This is a genomic window from Marisediminitalea lipolytica (assembly GCF_001758465.1).
GTDB classification, from domain to species: Bacteria; Pseudomonadota; Gammaproteobacteria; order Enterobacterales; family Alteromonadaceae; genus Alteromonas; species Alteromonas lipolytica.
Window position 1 is genome coordinate 79570 of sequence record NZ_MJIC01000020.1, and the last position, 19963, is coordinate 99532.

14 protein-coding genes and 1 pseudogene are annotated in these 19963 nt (G+C 47.7%); 10 read left to right on the top strand and 5 right to left on the bottom strand.

Features of this window, described 5'->3' with window-relative positions; genetic code table 11:
- Nucleotides 1–174: 174 nt before the first annotated feature.
- Nucleotides 175–1443, top strand: coding sequence for a hypothetical protein (locus BFC17_RS21365; RefSeq protein WP_070178560.1), 1269 nt, complete (start codon nucleotides 175–177; stop codon nucleotides 1441–1443).
- Nucleotides 1444–1531: 88 nt separating this feature from the next.
- Entirely contained in the window at nucleotides 1532–2131 is a 600-nt protein-coding gene (locus tag BFC17_RS21370) for an outer membrane beta-barrel protein (RefSeq protein WP_070178561.1), read from the top strand.
- A gap of 34 nt (nucleotides 2132–2165) precedes the next feature.
- Here BFC17_RS21370 and nei read toward each other — a convergent pair whose 3' ends face one another.
- Both nei and BFC17_RS21380 read right to left on the bottom strand, forming a co-directional pair.
- Nucleotides 2166–2987: an endonuclease VIII gene (gene nei / locus BFC17_RS21375; protein WP_070178562.1), complete on the bottom strand. Its 822-nt coding sequence runs from the start codon at nucleotides 2985–2987 to the stop codon at nucleotides 2166–2168.
- Nucleotides 2988–3054: 67 nt separating this feature from the next.
- Nucleotides 3055–3525 carry a hypothetical protein gene (locus BFC17_RS21380; protein ID WP_070178563.1) on the bottom strand — a complete coding sequence of 157 codons (471 nt, stop codon included), beginning with the start codon at nucleotides 3523–3525 and terminating at the stop codon, nucleotides 3055–3057.
- Nucleotides 3526–3942: 417 nt separating this feature from the next.
- On the opposite strand from BFC17_RS21380, the gene katG reads away from it, so the two are divergent.
- On the top strand, nucleotides 3943–6174 hold the full coding sequence (gene katG, locus BFC17_RS21385; protein ID WP_070178564.1) for a catalase/peroxidase HPI: 2232 nt from the start codon (nucleotides 3943–3945) through the stop codon (nucleotides 6172–6174).
- Nucleotides 6175–6226: 52 nt separating this feature from the next.
- Here katG and BFC17_RS21390 read toward each other — a convergent pair whose 3' ends face one another.
- Complete coding sequence (locus BFC17_RS21390) at nucleotides 6227–6409, bottom strand: hypothetical protein (protein WP_070178581.1); 183 nt, start codon at nucleotides 6407–6409, stop codon at nucleotides 6227–6229.
- A gap of 274 nt (nucleotides 6410–6683) precedes the next feature.
- On the opposite strand from BFC17_RS21390, the gene yjeH reads away from it, so the two are divergent.
- Nucleotides 6684–7955, top strand: coding sequence for an L-methionine/branched-chain amino acid transporter (gene yjeH, locus BFC17_RS21395; protein WP_070178582.1), 1272 nt, complete (start codon nucleotides 6684–6686; stop codon nucleotides 7953–7955).
- Here the strand turns inward: yjeH and BFC17_RS21400 are convergent.
- Nucleotides 7952–8968 (bottom strand): LysR family transcriptional regulator, encoded by a 1017-nt coding sequence (locus tag BFC17_RS21400; RefSeq protein WP_083271889.1) that lies wholly within the window; start codon nucleotides 8966–8968, stop codon nucleotides 7952–7954. The two genes, yjeH and BFC17_RS21400, sit on opposite strands and share 4 nt — an antisense overlap.
- 469 nt (nucleotides 8969–9437) lie before the next feature.
- Here BFC17_RS21400 and BFC17_RS21405 point away from each other — a divergent pair, with 469 nt between their 5' ends.
- The 4 genes and pseudogenes from BFC17_RS21405 to BFC17_RS21420 all read left to right on the top strand — a co-directional run bounded on the left by BFC17_RS21405 (nucleotide 9438) and on the right by BFC17_RS21420 (nucleotide 17380).
- Complete coding sequence (locus BFC17_RS21405; RefSeq protein WP_175439614.1) at nucleotides 9438–12050, top strand: TonB-dependent receptor plug domain-containing protein; 2613 nt, start codon at nucleotides 9438–9440, stop codon at nucleotides 12048–12050.
- A gap of 581 nt (nucleotides 12051–12631) precedes the next feature.
- Nucleotides 12632–15179, top strand: a pseudogene (locus BFC17_RS21410) (TonB-dependent receptor plug domain-containing protein).
- A 172-nt stretch (nucleotides 15180–15351) separates the two neighbouring features.
- A complete protein-coding gene (locus BFC17_RS21415; protein ID WP_070178566.1) occupies nucleotides 15352–16173 on the top strand; it encodes a sulfite exporter TauE/SafE family protein in 822 nt (273 codons plus the stop codon).
- A gap of 31 nt (nucleotides 16174–16204) precedes the next feature.
- A complete protein-coding gene (locus tag BFC17_RS21420; RefSeq protein WP_070178567.1) occupies nucleotides 16205–17380 on the top strand; it encodes a pyridoxal phosphate-dependent aminotransferase in 1176 nt (391 codons plus the stop codon).
- Nucleotides 17381–17486: 106 nt separating this feature from the next.
- Here BFC17_RS21420 and metJ read toward each other — a convergent pair whose 3' ends face one another.
- Nucleotides 17487–17819, bottom strand: a complete 333-nt coding sequence (gene metJ, locus BFC17_RS21425) for a met regulon transcriptional regulator MetJ (RefSeq protein ID WP_070178568.1) — start codon at nucleotides 17817–17819, stop codon at nucleotides 17487–17489.
- 263 nt (nucleotides 17820–18082) lie between these two features.
- Between metJ and metF the strand changes: the two genes are divergently transcribed.
- Together metF and BFC17_RS21435 are read left to right on the top strand one after the other, a co-directional pair.
- Nucleotides 18083–18976, top strand: coding sequence for a methylenetetrahydrofolate reductase (gene metF, locus BFC17_RS21430; RefSeq protein WP_070178569.1), 894 nt, complete (start codon nucleotides 18083–18085; stop codon nucleotides 18974–18976).
- A 108-nt stretch (nucleotides 18977–19084) separates the two neighbouring features.
- Nucleotides 19085–19957: a virulence factor BrkB family protein gene (locus BFC17_RS21435; RefSeq protein WP_229681119.1), complete on the top strand. Its 873-nt coding sequence runs from the start codon at nucleotides 19085–19087 to the stop codon at nucleotides 19955–19957.
- Nucleotides 19958–19963 lie beyond the last annotated feature (6 nt).

A 19963-nucleotide genomic window follows, 5' to 3' on the forward strand; every position in this document is an offset into this window, starting at 1 on the left:
CATTTAGGCGCATTTGAACGCATTTTACCCACATTTAATCCCAGGTTACTTAAGTGTGGGGATTCTTACCGCATGGCTTAAATTGTATTATCTTACTGCAACCGCCCTCTCAGGGCGGGTTATTGGTATAATACGTGCAGTTTTTCTCCATTGCGCCCTTAATCAGATATCACGATGCGGTTTGCCTTTACTCACTACGCCGGCTGGTTAGCCACTTTTACCCTGTTGACTTACTTGCTTTCTGTTGCTGGTCTGATACCAGCGCAGATTGCCACCGTGCTCGCCTGGATAACCCTTGGCGCAATGGTCACCTCAGTAAAAAAATCGGCGTTAAGGCAGTCCGGCATTCTATTTGGCCTGGGGGTATGTGGTTTATTTTTTGGCTATTTACAGGGCGCAGAGGTTAACTGGCAAAGTGTTTTTGCGGCAAATGTGCCCTTGCTGACCATGTTTGTGGCCATCAGCTTTCTCTCCCTCACCAATCCGGTAAGCAGCGAAGAAGCGCTGCCCACAGGCAACAAAGCCGCGGCAACCACCGCCATGGGCACTACCTTGCTTGGTGCCGTAATCAATATGTCGGTGCTCTTTGTGTTTGGCGACCGGCTTAAACGCCATGGCACTTTAACTGATGCGCAGCAAATTGTGCTGGCCCGCAGCTTTACCGCTGCAGCCTGGTGGTCACCATTTTTCATTGCCACCGGGGTTGCGCTGATGTACTCACCGGGAATGGTTTGGACATCCACGGTTTTACCGGGCACCTTAATGGCCTTAATGGGTATTGGCTATACACTGCTAGATGTTAAACGACGCGAAACGCCGCGTTTTGAAGGCTACCCATTACAACCCGGCAGCCTGGCTATTCCGGTCCTAATGGCTATCGCCGTACTGGTGCTGCATGAACTTTTCCCCACGGTTAAAATAATGGTTCTGATCAGCTGTTTGTCGGTGATCAGCGCCATCCTTTTTATTCAACAGCGTCCTCGCGCTGAGGCAGTTAAAAGCTTTATTGATAACCGATTGCATAGCGCCGGGCCCCAATTTGCCCTGTTTCTGGCCGCCGGGGTATTTTCGGCGGGCATTAAAACCCTGATAAGCCTGTATCCTGAACTTGTCGATCTGCACGAATATCAGTTTGATGCCAGCCTGTTTGGTGTTATTTGTGCATTAATGATTTTGGCAGGCCTGCTGGGCGTGCATCCGGTGATCAGCATTGCTGTGGTAAGCCCCTTATTGTTGCCATTGGATCCCAATCCAACCAGCCTGGGCTTTATGTTTTTAACCACCTGGGCGGTATCAACCGGTGCCGGCCCGCTGTCGGGTATTGGTATGATTCTTACGGGGCGTTACGGGGCTTCCGCCCGCAACATCATTCGCAATAACTGGCATTATGTGGTTGTTATGTGGGCTCTGGCGAGCCTGGTTAACGGCGTTTTTATTAGCTGAACAAACAATGGGGGGTTGCTTCACCTCCATTTGACCTTTCCTTGAGTAATCTGTGCGTACTGAAAACTGACACACTTAAGGAATCATTATGAAATATTGTAAACACGCCGCTGTTGCTGCCCTGGCCATTTTGTTTAGTTCGGCTGCTGCCGCAGAAGCTCCTTCCTATGATTATGTTCAACTGGGTTACAGCGCCGGTGAGTACGGCGATCTGGAGGTTTTTGACCTGGGCGGTTTTGAAGTTGAAGGCAGCTACGAAGTTGGTGCTAATCTGTTTATTACCGGTAAATATCGCGATGCAGATGACAGCGCTCAAGGCTACACTTTTGACGAAAGCTACTGGCAGGCTGGTGTTGGCTATCGCTTTAACTATCGCCCGGATCTGGTATTTGATGCGCGACTTTATTACAACCAGGTCGATTTTGACCTGCACGACAGCGAAGAATATTTAAGCGCCGATGCGAACTTCTTTAGTTTAGCCGGGAACGCCCGTTACCAGGTGCTTGAAGATGTAGAGGTATACGGCGGAGTTGAATGGCAACGCTGGCCGGAAGGCGGTTATCAAACCGGTATCCGCGGCGGCGCGCAATACGCTTTTGGCAAAGCCAATGCCTTTGCGGTGGGCATAGAATACAGTCACTTCTCTGACTCAGAATGGTGTAAGTTGTTTGCCCGTTATTCTTTCTAATTTGAATAACAACCAATAACAGATTGCCAGCACCTTACCCGGGCTGGCAATGAGGACAGAAATAAATCCTGCGGTTGTTGCGTTCCGCACGCAGGATTGTTTCACCGCAAACCCGACAGGGCATATCGTCCCTGTCGAACACCATAAAGCGATCGGCGATATATTCTTCCAGCGTATGATTTTTCACTTTATCGTCGCTCACCGGCGCTGTATAGCCACCTGTTCGGTACGAATATTCAGTGATTTTAATCGTCTGTTCGGCCAGACGGACAACTTCGCTGTCGCTGAGCTGTTTTGGCTTTTTGTCCGGAAACAGTCCAGCAAAAAATAAAATCTCACTACGCAAATAGTTACCAATGCCGGCTAAAAAGTGTTGGTCCAGATACAGCGCTGCCAGTGTTCTGTTATTAAATCGGGATGAGGCGATACGCTCAGCAATTAAGTCTGTTGTCACCGGCTCATTCAGCACGTCCGGCCCAAGCTTTTTCAAAAACGGATGGTCATCCAGTTCGGCGGTTTTCCATAAACTAATTTCCGACGCCGAGTACAATAAAGCGCTGTGCTCTTTGGTGTGCAAGGCTAATCGCAGAGACCGTTTGGTGTCGGGCAATTCGCCGGCCGGCATAATCATCCAGCGGCCATACAGCTGGTTATGAGAATAAATGGTATAGCCATTATCAAATTGCGTCAGCATGGCTTTACCGCGACAGCTGATATCGGTAACCCGATGACCGGTAAGCAAGAATTCACAGGGTTTTATAGCGGCAAGCCCTGTGGTAATGGCATTAATTTTTTTATTTTTAAGTACTGCCGCCAGCGCATCAGCACTTTGTCGTATTTCCGGGCCTTCAGGCACGCTTGTACCCTTTTATTGTTTATTTGTCAGGTATATACGCGCTTTGGGGGTAAAACGGATGACTTTTTCAGGCGGGCCACTGCCAGTCTTCGTGGTTAAGACCCAGTGCCTCTATAAAATGCTGATAATCGGTGCGTCCCATGGCTCTGGCGACCGTTTTAAATTGCGATTTAGCTTTGATACTTTTTACCTGCAGCAACTCAAGGCGCTTGTCGGCGTTACCATCAAACTGTGAGTTAAGGATATGCTCGGCTTTAGTATGGGCTTCCCAGTATTCCAGTACATTGCCAATCAGCCGACGAAAAATCCCGGGCATTCGTTTATCTTCCAGCGGTCCGGCCAACCCGGCATGTATCACTGCCTTCTGGAAAGACGAAACCGTTTCCTGTTGCGCGGCCATGTCCAGCCCTTCAAGGGTACGCTGAATTTCTTTAAATAACCGGATGTGCGCCTGACCGCCATACTCGCTTGCATCGAGCATTTCGATATCTGTCAGTAACATATCTAAATTAACCAGATGGCGTTGTGTAGTTCCCATGATGCAGACGAACAGGTTTAAGACAATAAAAAATAAACCTAAAGAGTACCACGTTATTTATTCGGGGAGCAGCAATTTACACACCAGGCGGCCACTATCAATTTACTCAGAAACACAATAAATCAGGTACAACAACCAGCAACACACACGCCGGACTTTACTTATGAAACCCGGAAAATTGTTAAAAAAATGTACAACAACAATAATAATCACCCGTAGACAAACCTGCATCGAAAATTGATCCACCTCTAGTAAGAAAATAAAACCATATTACAAACATAGGTTTACCTTGATTGTATTTTTCCAATCAACGACATCTGATTTTTTAATTACCTATTTCCAACTTCCTCGGCAACACTATTAATTGTTAAAAATTCAGTCATTTAGTTTGTTCACAATAAGAACGAGGAAGGACATATGAAGCTCAAAAAGACGTTATCACTGGCAGCCGCAGTGGCTATTGCTCTGTCGCCGGTAGTACTGACGGCCCCAGCTCAGGCCAATGCCGCAGACCCCAAATCAAACAGTTTCTGGTGGCCGGAACAACTGGATCTGAGTCAACTACGCGCCCACGGCATCGAATCACATCCTTATGGTGAAGACTTCGATTATGCAGCGGAATTTAACTCGTTAGATCTGGAAGAAGTAAAAGCCGACCTGCGTAAAGTGCTTACCGACTCTCAGGACTGGTGGCCAGCCGACTACGGTCATTACGGCCCTTTCTTTATTCGCATGGCCTGGCACGCAGCCGGTACTTACCGAATTCATGACGGTCGCGGCGGCGCAGGCGGCGGTCAGCAGCGTTTTGACCCCCTCAACAGCTGGCCTGATAACGTTAACCTTGATAAAGCACGCCGCCTGATTTGGCCAGTAAAACAAAAATACGGTCGCAAAATTTCCTGGGCCGACCTGATGGCATTAACCGGCAACGTAGCTTTGGAAGATATGGGCTTTAAGACCTTTGGCTATGCCGGTGGACGTGAAGATGACTGGGAGCCGGACTACGTGTACTGGGGCCCGGAAGGCAAAATGCTGACTGATGAGCGGCGCGACAAGTTCGGCAAGTTAAAAGGCCCGCTGGCCGCCGTTGAGATGGGTCTGATTTATGTTAATCCTGAAGGCCCCCACGGTAATCCTGATCCTTTAGCTGCTGCGCAGGATATTCGTATGTCATTTGGCCGCATGGCAATGAACGACGAAGAGATTGTGGCCCTGATTGCCGGTGGTCACACCTTCGGTAAAGCACACGGTGCGAAAAAGCCAAAAGACTGTGTGGGTGCAGAACCCGCCGCGGCTGATGTTGAAGAGCAAGGCCTTGGCTGGAAAAACAAATGCGGCAAGGGTCACTCAGAAGACACCACCAGCAGTGGCCTGGAAGGTGCGTGGACGGTTACCCCAACCAAGTGGTCGATTAACTACTTAACTAACCTGTTTAGCTTTAACTGGGTGAAAACCAAGAGTCCTGCTGGTGCAACCCAGTGGATCCCAGACGATCCGTCTGCTTCCAACATGGTGCCCGACGCGCATGTAGAAGGCAAACGTCATGCACCAATCATGTTTACCACTGATATTGCGATTAAAAAAGATCCTGAGTTTCGTAAAATTGCCGAGCGGTTTATGGCTGACCCGGCGGAATACGAACTGGCCTTTGCTAAGGCCTGGTTCAAACTGAACCACCGGGACCTCGGCCCACGAGCGCGCTATCTGGGCAACGAAGTGTCAGAAGAAGTACTGGTATGGCAGGACCCTATTCCTGAGGTAAATCATGAGCTGGTCAGCGAATCTGACATTCGCAAACTGAAAGCAGAAATTCTCGATACCGGCTTATCGGTACCCGAACTGGTTCGGGTCGCCTGGGCCTCGGCAGCCAGCTTCCGTGGTACTGACATGCGTGGCGGTGCCAACGGTGCACGTGTGCGTTTAGCACCGCAAAATGGCTGGGCGGTGAACAACCCGAAAGAGTTAGATAAAGTGCTGCTGAAGCTAGAGAAAATCAAACGGGACTTTAACCGTAAAGCCTCTGGTAACAAGCGAATTTCAACTGCTGATATGATTGTACTGGCCGGTGCTGCCGCGGTTGAAAAGGCGGCGAAGGATGCAGGACATTCGGTAACCGTTCCTTTTGTACCGGGTCGTATGGACGCTTCACAGGAAATGACAGACGTGCAATCGTTTGCCGTGCTGGAACCGACTGCCGATGCTTTCCGCAACTTTTACGCTCCACAAATGAACTACCTGTCACCAACGGAAATGCTGGTTGAACGTGCTGATTACCTGAATTTGTCAGTACCGGAAATGACAGTACTGTTAGGTGGTATGCGTGCGCTGGATGCCAACTATAAAGACATGGACCATGGTGTCTTAACCGACAAGCCTGGCACGCTGAGTAACGACTTTTTCACCAACCTGCTGGATATGGGAACAAAGTGGAACAAGACCGAGGATGAAGGAGTTTACCAGGGCGTAGACCGAGCGTCGGGCAAGGCCAAATGGACTGCCACGCCGGTAGACCTGATCTTCGGCTCCAACTCAGAATTACGCGCCATTGCAGAGGTTTATGCCTCCGCTGACGCAGAGCAGAAGTTTGTTACGGACTTTGTTGATGCCTGGGTCAAGGTCATGCAAAACGACCGTTTTGACCTGAAGTAACGGCTTCACAAGCAAAAAAAACCGGTGCCACTGGGCACCGGTTTTTTCTGTTCTATAAATATCCTGCGACTTCGAGCACTTGTCTTACCTGGCCTTCGGTGATACCACTTGGGCAGACACCGCGACTGATAAGCTCCTCGCGCACCGCTGACGGGTTACAAGGAGACACGACGTTCACTTCTTTCTTAATATATTTAGCCAGTTTCTGTTGTAGCTGTCGGGTTAAACAAGACATAAAGTACCTCTTATACTCTTTGTATTGGTCTGACATCATCCAGGATTGGCGACACATTTACGTATTTTGCTTCAGTGCAGCATAAAATGGACCACAATATACTTACCCATTATATTTCAACAGCTTAGATTTTTAAGCAAGATTGCCAGCCTGGCAAAGTGTCAAAAATTCCGACAATTTTGGTGCAAAATGCATCTGCAAAATGCAAATAGCAAACAGACTTGTTTATAAAAAACGCTATAATCGCCGTCCATCCGATTTACCGGCAGAAACGATGAGCCACGCTTCACAAAAAATTGGCCGTTGGCACGGCGCAGGTTTGCTAACCACCACCTTGCTCGGCACCAGTGTATTTATATTGCCGCAAATGACGACAGCTCTCGCTGGCAGTTATGCCATGCTGAGCTGGGCACTGCTTCTGATTGCTATTCTTCCTGTGGCCATGGTCTTTGCCAAACTGTCTTCACTTTATCCTCATGCAGGCGGACCGGCGTTTTTCGTTGAAAAAGCTTTTGGCGTAACGGCCGGGCGCACTATTGGGGTCTTGTTTCTGTTTGTTGTGCCCATCGGGGCTCCCGCCGCAATTATTATGACCTACTGGTTTATTGAAACCTTGTTTCAGTTAAGTCCTGAATGGGGTCTACCAGTGCAACTGGCGATTGTCGGCCTTGTGCTGGCGCTTAACTATCGGGGGATACAGCTTTCTGCCAGCTTACAGTTAGGCTTAACGTTAATCATTACTCTGGTGGTAATGGCATTACTGATAGGCGGTGGCTTTATCCAGCCAACCGGAGTTCAGGCACATTCGCCACCAGTGCCATTTAATCTGAATGCAGTATTAGGCGCTATGGGACTGGCGTTCTGGAGCTTTCTGGGGATCGAAGCCCTGTCGCATCTGGCCGGGGATTTTCGGGATCCTAAGCGGGATCTGGTGCCAGCAATTATGATGGGTACTTTACTGGTAGGCGCGATTTATCTTGGTTGTACCTATTTACTGGTAGATGTGGATACCACCAGTACGCTGGCCATGGTTGAAGTATTTGACCGCATTGCCGGGGGCTATGGAGCCTATGTCATTGGATTGTTGGGTATTGCCGGCGGTCTGGCAACGGTAAATGTTTATACTGCCAGTCTGGCCCGGTTAAGCTGGAGCTTGAGCCAGGACGGCGTATTGCCTGCGTATTTTATTAAGCTTAACCAGTTTGGTGTGCCACTGCGAGCGCTGCAGGTTATACAGGCCATCATGGCTGTAACCCTGGTTATCACCCACTATTCAGCCCATGATCTGGAAGATTTAATTGGCTGGGTGAATGGCGTTTTTGTGCTGATTTACCTGGCCAGTATGCTCGCCGCACTAAAATTGTTATCTACGGGCCACCGGCCGCTGGTATACGTAAGCTGCCTGTTATGCGGAATTATCGGCGTAGGTCTGGGTACCAAAATGCTTTACGCACTGGCACTGTTTGCGCTGTTCGCACCTTTTTTATGGTACCAGCAGCGCCATCTTAAGTTAAAACGATCTGCCGATACCCATACCAACGGTTAGCTGATAGCGACCTGCTGAAGATAAGCCGCGTTAAGATCAGCTCCGGATTCAGCCTTAGCGGCTTTGCTTAGAAGCTCGCCGCGCCAGTGGCCGGCTTCCTGTTCAGCGGCGCTGACCTCCTGAATGATGCTGATCATTTTCACTATCGCATCCGTCAGGGCAAAGTTACTGTTAGTCGCGGCTATTACCTGCCTTTTCATTTCTGGCTGAGTTATTTTTAGTGATTTTATCACTTTGCTTTCTTCCAGATGATACATGGCAGAGGACGGCAAAATCATCAGCCCTTCCCCCTGCAAAACCTGACGTAAGCCGGTCATCAACTGACCCGAATAGGCTTTGTCGTGTTTAAGCGCCACGCCGGTATCCTGCTCGTATTTTTCGATTAACCGGCCCAGCGCATCTTTTGGTCCTGGCGTAAGCAGCTCAAACTGACTCAGCTCCCAAAAGCAAATGGTCTCCCGGTTTTGTAGCAACTGATAATAAGCCGAGGCCTGATTTACCCCTACAACCAGATACATAAACTCTTCAATCAGCGGATACACCGACATGAAACGCGGTTCGAGCTCTTGTTCGTAAGTCAGCGCAATATCTATCTGATTGCTTTGTAGCCATTCTTTCACAGCATAAGACGGCCCGGTGCTGATCTCTAACTTGAGATGAGGGTACGCCTGGTTGACCATGGCAATAAGTGACATAGACAACACGTTGCCAATCGATGGCAGCATTCCAACCCTCACGACACCTTGCTGATTTGCCGCCATCTGCTGCAATTCCAGTTTGGCTTTATTGATATCGTCGATAAGCTTTTTCGCGTGCTTTTCAAATACCTCACCAGCTGCTGTCAGACTCACTCCTTTAAAGCTTCGCTCAAACAGGGCACTGCCCATTTCTCGTTCGAGGTTAGCTAATTGCTGACTAATCGCAGGTTGTGCGATATCCAATTCCCTAGCTGCAGCAGCAATACTTCCTTTTTGTGCAGTAACAAGAAAATACTGTAGCTGTTTTGAATTCATGTACTCACTGCTCTTTGCTAAATGGTAAAACGCTAAAAATCATGAGCTTGTAACAAACTTTTCGAAAATTAACGCATTCGATATTTCTATTTTAATTTCAGCAAGTTACATGCCACCAACTGGTCAGGTTTTTGACTGAAATGTTAAAATTTTGTACCAAAAGCATTTATTATAAAATATTTTATTCCATATGCAGCATATCAAGTACATGTTTTATATACACTTTATAGTGACCTCAATGTTTTTCTTATAACCCTCAACATTCTTTTTTCTTCCGAACCAGCCCGGTCTTTTTTTAGTCTCTGTACTGTCGTCAGTGCTGACTGACGGTCTCATTAAGTCCAAATAATGTTTAAATTTGGTGCTTTGGCGAACCATTTTGGGGCGAATTAAGCCAGATCCGTGATTTCACGGCTATCGCGATTGCACCTAAAAAGATCATAGTAATATGACAATTAGGGAACACATGATGAAACTCAAAAAATTAAATGCAGCGATTCTGGCCGGTCTTGCCGGTTATTCGCTTTCAATGACTGTTGCAACCACTGCTTTTGCAGAAGAAGCAGCGGAAGAAGATGTTGAGAAAATCGCCGTTGTGGGTGCCCGTGGTGCGCCGCGCTCTGTAACCAGCTCGCCGGTTCCTGTTGATGTTTTGAGTGCTGAAGATCTGCAAACGGTTGCCTCTTCTGATATGAACGACATTATGATGACCCTGGTCCCATCATACACCCTGAGCCGTCAACCTATTTCAGATGGTGGCACATTTATTCGCCCGGCCTCACTACGTGGTCTTCCTACAGATAAAACGCTGGTTCTGGTAAACGGTAAGCGTCGCCACCGTGCAGCGTTGGTGTCAATTGGAGGCTCTGGAACTCAAGGGCCTGATTTGGCAACGATTCCAGCTTCGGCGATTGGCAGTGTAGAAGTACTGCGTGACGGCGCAGCGGCACAATACGGCTCTGACGCCATTGCCGGTGTTATCAACTTTCAGTTAAAAAACAATGCCGAAGGCGGCACATTTTCTGCTGAATGGGGTCAATACTACGAGGGGGACGGTGAATCTATCACCCTGACCGGTAACAAAGGTTTCGCTTTAGGTGATGACGGTTTCTTAAGTATTTCTGCAGAATATGTTGATACCGACGCCACCAGCCGCGGCGTGCAGTACTGTAACAGCAGCTTTTGTGTTGACCCTACACTTGAAGGTTTCAACGCCGCAGCAGATTACGCACAATATGTGACCCCGGAGTTTGTAGATGCGGCCAAAGAAATGGGTCGCACGGCTCAAGGCGGAGATGTAGTGCAGCCATGGGGCCAGCCTAATTACGAAGCCGCGCGCATTTTCTTCAACGCCGGCTACACATTAAGTGGTGACATGGAGTTGTACGCCTACGGTAACTACTCAGAGAGTGAAGGCGACGGTGCATTTAACTATCGCTATCCGTATAACAGCGTTCTTCAGCCTGTTCGCCTGGCAGACGGTGCTGTTTGGGATCCTAATGAAGAGTTATTTCCCGGTGGTTTTACGCCGCGCTTTGGGGGTGAAATAACAGATTACTCCCTGGTTGGCGGTTTAAAAGGCATGGTTGGTGACTTAGGTTATGATTTCTCTGGCCGCTACGGTTACGATGAAATTTCATATAGTCTGTGGAGCACCTTCAACCCGGTTATGATGAACGAGTCGCCCACGTCATTTAAACCTGGCGACCTTATCAACGAAGAAACTCAGTTCCAGGCCGACTTTACCTATGACTTTGCCGAGTATGTTTTCGCATTCGGTTTAAGCTACATGGAAGAATCTTACGAAATCACTACTGGTGATCCGGACTCTTATTCACAAGGCACCTACTACCAGGCTGATCCGTGGGGCTTTTGTGATGGAACAGCTTCTGCTGATGCACTGGCGTCTGCTTTAGCCAATGGCCTTGACTGTGGCGATCCGGACGATCCGGTCTACACCAGCGGTTTAGGTGTAGGTTCTAACGGTTTCCCGGGTTATTCACCTGCCTTTTCGGACAAATATGAGCGTGATTCGCATGCTGTTTATGCGGATATTTCTGGTGACATTACTGATCAGTTGTTTGCTCAGGCAGCTGTGCGTTATGAAAAATACTCAGATTTTGATGCCGAAACCGTCTACAAAGTTGCTGGTTTCTATCAGTTAACTGAAGAAGTGGGATTACGAGCCTCCTTCGGCACTGGCTTCCGTGCACCAACACCTGGTCAGCAAGGTACGACTAACGTATCTACCCGCTTCCCGTTTGCAGATCCAGTAAACGTGGGCTTATTCCCGGCCAATGGTCCAATTGCTCAGGCCCTGGGTGCTGATATGCTTAAGCCTGAAACATCAACCAACTATACCTTGGGTCTTACTGCCAACTACGGTGATCTGACGCTAACTGTAGATTACTACAATATCGCTATTGAAGATCGGTTCTACGCTATCTCTACGCTGTTTGCCGATCAAACCGCAGACACTGATACCGAAGAGTACGCAAACTACCTGAGTCTGGTCGATGCGATTGGTGAAACTCAAGCTGCTGCTATCGGTGGTGCCAATTACTTCCAGAATGCTTTCGACAGTGTGACCGAAGGTGTGGATGTTGTTGCCACATATGGTATCCAGTCTGGTATGGGTGACACCACTCTAACGTTATCAATGAACTACAATAAGTCTGAGTTTGATTCTGACCCAGGTGATTACTTTAACCGTGAAGCGCAATATGATTTCGAAAACGCCGAGCCAAACCTGCGCGGTGTATTCTCGGTTAAACACGCTTTCGAAGACCTTACTGTGACGGGTCGTTTAAGTTATTACGGCGAATATACTAACTCAAATGACGTGGGTTCCGATGAGCCGCTGCGCTTACAAACTTTCGGAACCGAGTATATGTTTGACCTTGAGGCGTCTTATTTCCTGAGCGAAAGCATCACTCTGCAAGCCGGGGTAAGAAACCTGTTTGATAACTATCCTGATAAAGAGACCATTGGCGATGCTCGCAATGGTGCCGTGTACCTGACCAGCTCGCTGGTTGACTGGCAGGGTGGTTACTATTACGCGAAGTTTAACTTCACCTTTTAATAAGCTGACAGCAACTTAGCTTATTGCAGATAACGACCAGCCTGTTGGCTGGTCGTTTCTTTAAAATTCGATGGCCTGTCCACGTGATAAGTACGATCCCGCCATTACAAACAGCACCCGCAACATTATACTTTAGTATAACTTAAGGATTGATTAAGCAAACAATAACAAACATTTAATTTCTCGACGAATTCATTTTTATCAACATTTTCATAAACTTAAACAAATACAAATGCTTTACTCCGCCCCTGCAACGTTAATTTATTGTTACATTTCATTTGTTATAAAATATTTTATTCCGAAAAGACGTAGCTAAACCACTGTTATTAATAGACTTTAATTGAGGCTCAATATTTTTGCTATAGCCCTCAACATTCTTTTTTCTTCCGAATATACACGCTCTTTTTTTAGTCTCTGCTATGTCGTTAGCCAAGTCTGACGCACTCATTAAGTCCAAATAATGTTTAAATTTGGTGCATTTGCGAACCAATTTGGGGCGAGATAAGCCAGCTCCGTGATTTCACGGCTATCGCGATTGCACCTAAAAAGATCATAGTAATATGACAATTAGGGAACACATGATGAAACTCAAAAAATTAAATGCAGCGATTCTGGCCGGTCTTGCCGGTTATTCGCTTTCAATGACTGTTGCAACCACTGCTTTTGCAGAAGAAGCAGCGGAAGAAGATGTTGAGAAAATCGCCGTTGTGGGTGCCCGTGGTGCGCCTCGCTCTGTGACAAGCTCACCAGTTCCGGTTGACGTATTAACTGCCGACGATATTAACGGCGTTGCGTCATCAGACATGAACGACATTATGATGACACTGGTTCCATCATATACTCTTACCCGTCAGCCAATTTCTGACGGTGGTACAAATCGGCGGTGCCGGTACTCAGGGCCCTGACCTGGCAACTATCCCATCAGCTGCTCTGGGCAGCGTAGAAGTACTGCGCGACGGTGCAGCAGCACAATACGGTTCGGATGCTATCGCCGGTGTAATCAACTTCCAGCTTAAAAACAATGCTGAGGGCGGTTCATTATCATTGGATGTCGGTCAGTACTTCGAAGGCGACGGTGAACAATACACTATCAGTGGTAACAAAGGTTTCTCACTGGGTGACGACGGTTTCCTGAGCATTTCTGCAGAGGTAACCGAGTCTGATGCTACGTTACGTGGCGAAGAGTACTGTACTGGTAGCGCTTGTGTAGACGCAAATGACGAGCGTTTCTTAACAGGCTCACGATTTGATACTAGCGTAGCCGGATACGACGAGGCTTCTTTCATCGCGGGCTTATCTGATGCCAACATTGGTTTTGGTGACGTAGTACAGCCATGGGGCCAACCAAACTACTCGAGTGCTAAAGTATTCTTAAACGCTGGTATGGCACTTACCTCTGACATGGAGCTGTACACTTTTGCCAACTATTCAGAAAGTGAAGGTGATGGCGGATTTTTCTATCGCTATCCTGGCAATGGCACCATAGAAAACCTGCGTGAAATCGACGGTAGCTTATACAGCCCGCTGATGAAATTTCCAGGCGGTTTTACCCCTCGTTTCTTTGGTGATATTACCGATTACTCCTTTGCAGCCGGTATCAAGGGCATGGCCGGTGATTTAGGTTATGACTTAAGCGGTCGTTATGGTTATAACGAAATCTCTTACACCCTGAAAAACACTGTCAACCCGTCACTGGGTAGCGCTTCACCAACCAGCTTTAAGCCTGGTGACCTGAGCAACGACGAATTACAGTTCCAGGCTGACTTTACCTACGACTTAGCCGAATACGTATTTGCATTTGGTTTAAGCTACATGGAAGAGTCTTACGAAATAAGCGGCGGAGAACCGTCTTCTTATGAGGCAGGCCCGCACTCACTTTCGGATCCCTACGGCTTATGTTCTCGCGTAGACAACGGTTTCGGTATGGCCACAGACGAGCAAGTTGCTACAGCGGTAGCAAATGGTCTTGACTGTAGCGACGATAGCGATCCTGTGTATAACGTAGTTGGTGTTGGTTCTAACGGCTTTCCAGGCTACTCTCCGCAGTCAACTGGTACCTATGAGCGAGATTCTTATGCCATCTACGGTGACATCTCTGGCGACCTGACCGATCAATTATTTGTACAGGCGGCGGTTCGCTATGAAGACTACTCAGATATGGGTTCTGAAACCGTATATAAAATTGCCGGTATCTACCAGCTAACCGAAGAACTGGCTATTCGCTCTTCATACGGTACAGGTTTCCGTGCACCAACACCTGGTCAACAAGGTACAACGAACATTTCAACTCGTTTACCTAATGGTTTTCCGGTTGCAACGGGTCTGTTCCCTGCCGGTGGCCCGGTTGCACAAGCTCTGGGAGCTATTGAGCTTGTACCAGAAACATCAACTAACTTTACCTTTGGTTTAACCGCTGAATTAGACAGCCTGACTCTGACTATTGACTACTACCACATCCTGCTTGAAGACAGATTTAATGCTGTGTCAGTGCTGGATGTATCGTCAGATCCAGCTGCTGGTCCCGATTACGATCGTTATCTGGCCTTAGTTGGTGCAGGTGTTGAAGGTGCAGAATCAATCGGTGGCGTAAACTACTTCCAAAACCTGTTTGATACAGTGACAGAAGGTGTTGATGTTGTAGCAACTTACAACATGGAGTCTGAACTAGGTGATACTGTGTTCACACTTTCAATGAACTACGGTACCCAGGAGTTTGACTCTGACCCAGGTAGACTCGTTAATGGTGACCCTGTATTTAACGCAGAAGCTCAGTATGATTTTGAAAACGGCTTACCTTCAGTTCGAGGCGTATTCTCCATCAAACATACCATGGACGACTTAAGCGTTACTGCTCGTATGAACTATTACGGAAGTTACGAGAACTCTGATGGTGGTGGCACAGTTAGTTCTATCCAGGAATTTGATCCTGAATACATGTTCGACCTGGAAGCGACTTATTTCATTAATGAAACGCTGTCAGTTTCTGCAGGTGCACGTAACCTGTTCGACAACTACCCTGACGCGAGTACCCTTCCTGGTGATAGCTGCTGTGGTCGTATCTACCGCTCAGATTCAATCGTAGACTGGCAAGGTGGTTACTACTACATGAAGCTTAACGCGAGCTTCTAAGTAGCGGCTCATCCCTACTTTTAAACCGAATATCGACCAGCCGCCAGGCTGGTCGACTTTATCAGGTCACTCATCGCTATCAACGCGACAAACCGCCCAATAAGTTATACTTTTTACTGTATAAAAATTACAAAAATCCAAATAATTATTTAACAAGTGGAGCACTGTTGTTATGGAGATTGAACTCGTCTGGTTCGTCCTCACTTTGTGCGTTGCGGGCGCGGTCGCAGGCATTACTTCTGGCCTTTTTGGCAATGGAGGAGGTTTTGTTGTTGTCCCAGCCCTGCTCGCGGTATTTCCTTTCTTTACCCCTAATTCTGAAGAATTAGTCAAAGTCGCTATTGGCACCTCACTGGCGTCTATTGTGATTTCCAGCGCGCGTTCTGTGCTGGCCCACAAAAAGCGTGGGGCAGTAGATTTTGACATGCTTAAATCCTGGTCGGTCTGGATCATCCTGGGTGTGCTTGGCGGTGTTGCCATTGCAAACCACACCAGTAGTACCGGATTAACCATGGTGTTTGCCGGCGGCGTATTGCTCTATTCAGTATACTTCTTATTCCCTGAATTTGTAGTTCGTCCAGGCATGACTTTTTCAATGCCACAAGGCATCGGTAAAAGCGTTCTGGCTTTTGTAATTGGCGGTTTTTCAGCATTACTGGGCATAGGCGGTGGTACACCAACGGTGATTACCATGGTCATGTGTCGCCGCACTATCCAGCAAGCAGTAGCAACCGCAGCCGGAGTTGGCTTCCTGATTGGATTGCCTGGCGCTATTGGTTTCTTGTTTATGGAAAACACTAACCCTCAGGGCATGCCGGTTGGTACTGTTGGTTACATTAATTTACCCGCTCTGCTAGCAATCAGTGTAGGGTCAATTCTGACCGCACCGATTGGTGCATCAATGGCACACAGCTTTAGTGAAAAAATGCTCAAACGCCTGTTTGGTATCTACCTGGTGATCGTATCTGTCGCCATGTTTGCCAAAGCGCTATAGCACTCACACATTAAAATAAGAGGAACAGTCAATGACTTATAATCCATCAAGACGTTTATTCTTAGGAGGCTCAATCGCCGCTTCGGCAGCTGGTGCAACAGGTCTGATAACTCCTGCTGGCCTGGCTGCAGCTCAGCCTATGAAGTCACCTAAAATTATGTACGGACCAGCGCCAGGCGTCGCTAAGCTTAACGCCAACGAAAACCCTTATGGTCCGAGTGATATGGCACTTAAGGCAATTGCCGAAGCCAGCAGCACAGGCGGTGCTTATTACGCTTATCGTGCTGGTATGTATCTGCGGGACATGCTGGCAGAATCCAATGGTCTGAAGCCAGAAAATGTTTCTATTACCGCGGGTTCGAGCCTGATTCTGGCATTCGCTGCATTTGCCGCAACCAGTAAAGGTAAAATCCTCGGCCCTGATTTATTCTGGGATACCACCTCAATGGCACCGGTTCGCCAGGGCGGCCCGGAAATCGTGCGCATCCCTAACAAAGCCGATCTGAGTATCGACCTGGATGCCATGTACAATGCGATTGATGACGACATCGCCATGGTCCATATCTGTAACCCAAACAACCCTACCGGTAAAATTCTGGATCCGAAGGAACTTCGTGAGTTCTGTATCAAAGCGTCCAAGAAAACCCTGGTACTGGTTGACGAAGCCTATAACGAACTTATCGAAGATGGCCCTAAGCACTCGATGATCCCGCTGATCAACGAAGGCCACAACATCATTGTTGCCCGTACATTCTCAAAAATTTACGGTCTGGCCGGAATGCGTGTTGGCTACATGCTGGGTAGCGAAGAAAACATGGAATTCATCAATAAGTACGGTTTAGGCGGATACTCTATTAACCAGGCGGGTCTGGCTGCCGCTATCGCCAGCTACAATGATGAAGCCTTTAAAGACTTTTCACGTCAGAAAGTCAAAGAAGGCCGCGAAATCATTCTGGATGCGGTTAAAGCTAACGGCCTGAGCGCGCTGCCATCAACCACTAACTTTGTGTTTGTTAACTTAGGTGATGATGGTGATGCCAACGCCTTCCGTAAAGCCATGGAAGCGCAGGACGTACTGATCCGTGGTCAGTACCGTACCTATCAGCAATGGTCACGGGTAAGCACTGGTCGTATCGAAGATGTTAAGAAGTATGCTGCTGCGGTGCCTAAAGCACTGGACGAAATGTACAAGGCTATTAAGGCCTAAGCAACAAGCAGATCCCTTGGACCGCATGTAACGACAGAAACCTGATAAAAAGGCCGCTTCATAAAGCGGCCTTTTCGTTGTTCTTTAAACCTGTCATTGATATGCACTAATCGTTGTCGAGCTCGTTTTCCTCAAAGTCAACATCAATACCCATTTCCCGCATAATACGGCGGGCTTCGGCTGGAATGCGATGAGGATTGTCTTTACGCAAATCTTCATCATCTGGTAACGGTTGACCGGTAAAGGCATGTACGAACGCCTCGCAAAGTAATTCAGAATTCGTGGCGTGACGGAGGTTATTAATCTGACGGCGCGTACGCTCGTCGGTTAATACTTTAAGTACATTGATCGGAATTGAAACGGTGACTTTTTTCACCTGTTCACTTTTCTTACCATGTTCTGCGTAAGGATAAATGTATTTTCCGTCCCACTTTGCCATGCGTTTTCCCAGCTATACTGTCTTTATTGTAATAAGTAATAGTGTATTGATACCTGCTGCAGCGGTTTTAAGCTCATACTTACCAGTAAGATGACTGATAACGGATGAGTGTTGATGCCTGAAAATCGTCCACATACGAAGCGCATCAACCACTGCAATATGTATTAAACCACAGAAAACATCAATTGAGCAGTGTAAACTGCTTGACGTCTAGACATATATTCTTTAGTTTAGACGTCTAAACGTCTAATTGAGAATTTATCATGGTGTCATACGCACAGGGGATCGATGCCCTAAACCAATCGTTGTCAGAATTACGTGACATCGACGTGTCATTTGAGTTTTTTCCGCCGGGTAACGAAAACATGGAAAAAACCCTGTGGAAGTCTGTAGAGCGCCTGGCTCCTCTTAAGCCTGCCTATATGTCTGTTACCTATGGGGCAAACAGTGGTGAGCGCGACCGCACCCATGACGTGGTAAAACGTATTCAACAACAAACCGGCGTTACAGCGGCCCCTCACCTCACCTGTGTGGATGCCAGTGCCGACGAACTAAAACAGATAGCCCGTGATTACTGGGATTCTGGTATTCGTCGTATCGTTGCCTTACGCGGCGATTTGCCAAAAGGCGTTGATAAAACCGATATGTATGCCTCGGATTTGGTTGCTTTGCTAAAAGACGTTCATGATTTTGATATTTCGGTGGCAGCCTATCCGGAAAAACACCCGGAAGCGCCCAATGCGCAATTTGATTTACTTAACCTCAAACGTAAAGCAGAAGCCGGTGCCAGCGAAGCAATTACACAGTTTTTCTTTGATACCAGTGTGTTCCTGCGCTTTAGAGATCGCGCCGCGGCAGCCGGTATCGATTTAGATATCGTCCCGGGCATTTTGCCGGTAACTAATTATCAGACCCTGGTGAAATTTGCCGGTTTTACCAATGTTCATGTTCCTGGCTGGTTACACAAGCTGTATGAAGGACTGGATGAAGATGACCAGACCACGCGTAATCTGCTGGGTGCCAATATTGCCATGGAACAGGTTAAGGTACTGGCAAAAGAAGGGGTTAAACACTTCCACTTCTATACGCTTAACCGCAGTGAACTGAGCTATGCTATCTGCCATATGCTGGGGGTAAAACCTGGTAACGCGGTATAATTAACCGAAAAGGCGGCGCAACAGACAAAAACGGTTGCTCCGCTTTATCCAGCAGGTAGACTAATCACATAAGCATAAAAGCAGGGACTTAGTGTGGCTTTACCTGAAATAAAAGCACGATGGGAACAATATAAACCTCACCTGGTGCACTTTGGCACAACTTTTATTGCCCGTTGTAAATCAGACAACATCACCATCTCGGCGGGCCACCTGGCCTACGTCACCCTGCTGTCGCTCGTTCCTTTTATCATGGTTTTTTTTACCATTTTGTCTGCCTTTCCGGCTTTCGCTACCGTTCGTAATGAACTGGAACAGTTTATCTTTAGTAACTTTGTTCCTACCGCAGGCGACGTTGTCCACGAATATATGAGCGACTTTGTGGGTAATGCTTCACAAATGGGGGCGGTGGGTATTTTATCTCTGCTATTGGTAGCAATATTGCTGATTTCCAATGTAGATAAAACCCTCAACCGGATTTGGCGATCACAGAGCGACCGCCCCATTATTTATACCTTTGCCATTTACTGGATGGTAATTACCCTTGGCCCATTGTTAATGGGCGCCAGTGTCGTTATGACGTCATATCTGGTGGGGCTGGCCGAGTTTGCCGAAGAATATACACCAGGACTAGGGACGTTTCTGTTGGAATTGGTGCCTAGTTTTACTGCACTGGCAGCGTTTATTATTTTGTACATGCTGGTGCCTAACCGCCGGGTACCGGTTGTACATGCGCTGGGCGGCGCGGTTCTGGCCACAATGCTGTTTGAATTAAGCAAAAAAGGCTTTGCTTTATACGTAACCAGCTTCCCGTCTTATCAGGTTATTTACGGTGCGCTGGCTGCGCTTCCACTGTTATTTTTATGGATATATCTGTCGTGGATTGTGGTGCTGCTTGGCGCAGAATTTACCTGTAGTCTCAGCGAAGCTTTTCCTGAGGAAGTAAAGGACAAAGCAAACGACAGTGATTTGCCTGAGGGTTAATGGCCA

Excerpts from the sequence above, each read along its gene's own strand:
- BFC17_RS21365 (WP_070178560.1), top strand. The coding sequence starts at position 175 with ATGCGGTTTGCCTTTACTCACTACGCCGGCTGGTTAGCCACTTTTACC.
- BFC17_RS21370 (WP_070178561.1), top strand. The coding sequence starts at position 1,532 with ATGAAATATTGTAAACACGCCGCTGTTGCTGCCCTGGCCATTTTGTTT.
- BFC17_RS21380 (WP_070178563.1), bottom strand. The coding sequence starts at position 3,525 with ATGGGAACTACACAACGCCATCTGGTTAATTTAGATATGTTACTGACA.
- katG (WP_070178564.1), top strand. The coding sequence starts at position 3,943 with ATGAAGCTCAAAAAGACGTTATCACTGGCAGCCGCAGTGGCTATTGCT.
- BFC17_RS21390 (WP_070178581.1), bottom strand. The coding sequence starts at position 6,409 with ATGTCTTGTTTAACCCGACAGCTACAACAGAAACTGGCTAAATATATT.
- yjeH (WP_070178582.1), top strand. The coding sequence starts at position 6,684 with ATGAGCCACGCTTCACAAAAAATTGGCCGTTGGCACGGCGCAGGTTTG.
- BFC17_RS21400 (WP_083271889.1), bottom strand. The coding sequence starts at position 8,968 with ATGAATTCAAAACAGCTACAGTATTTTCTTGTTACTGCACAAAAAGGA.
- BFC17_RS21405 (WP_175439614.1), top strand. The coding sequence starts at position 9,438 with ATGAAACTCAAAAAATTAAATGCAGCGATTCTGGCCGGTCTTGCCGGT.
- BFC17_RS21415 (WP_070178566.1), top strand. The coding sequence starts at position 15,352 with ATGGAGATTGAACTCGTCTGGTTCGTCCTCACTTTGTGCGTTGCGGGC.
- BFC17_RS21420 (WP_070178567.1), top strand. The coding sequence starts at position 16,205 with ATGACTTATAATCCATCAAGACGTTTATTCTTAGGAGGCTCAATCGCC.
- metJ (WP_070178568.1), bottom strand. The coding sequence starts at position 17,819 with ATGGCAAAGTGGGACGGAAAATACATTTATCCTTACGCAGAACATGGT.
- metF (WP_070178569.1), top strand. The coding sequence starts at position 18,083 with ATGGTGTCATACGCACAGGGGATCGATGCCCTAAACCAATCGTTGTCA.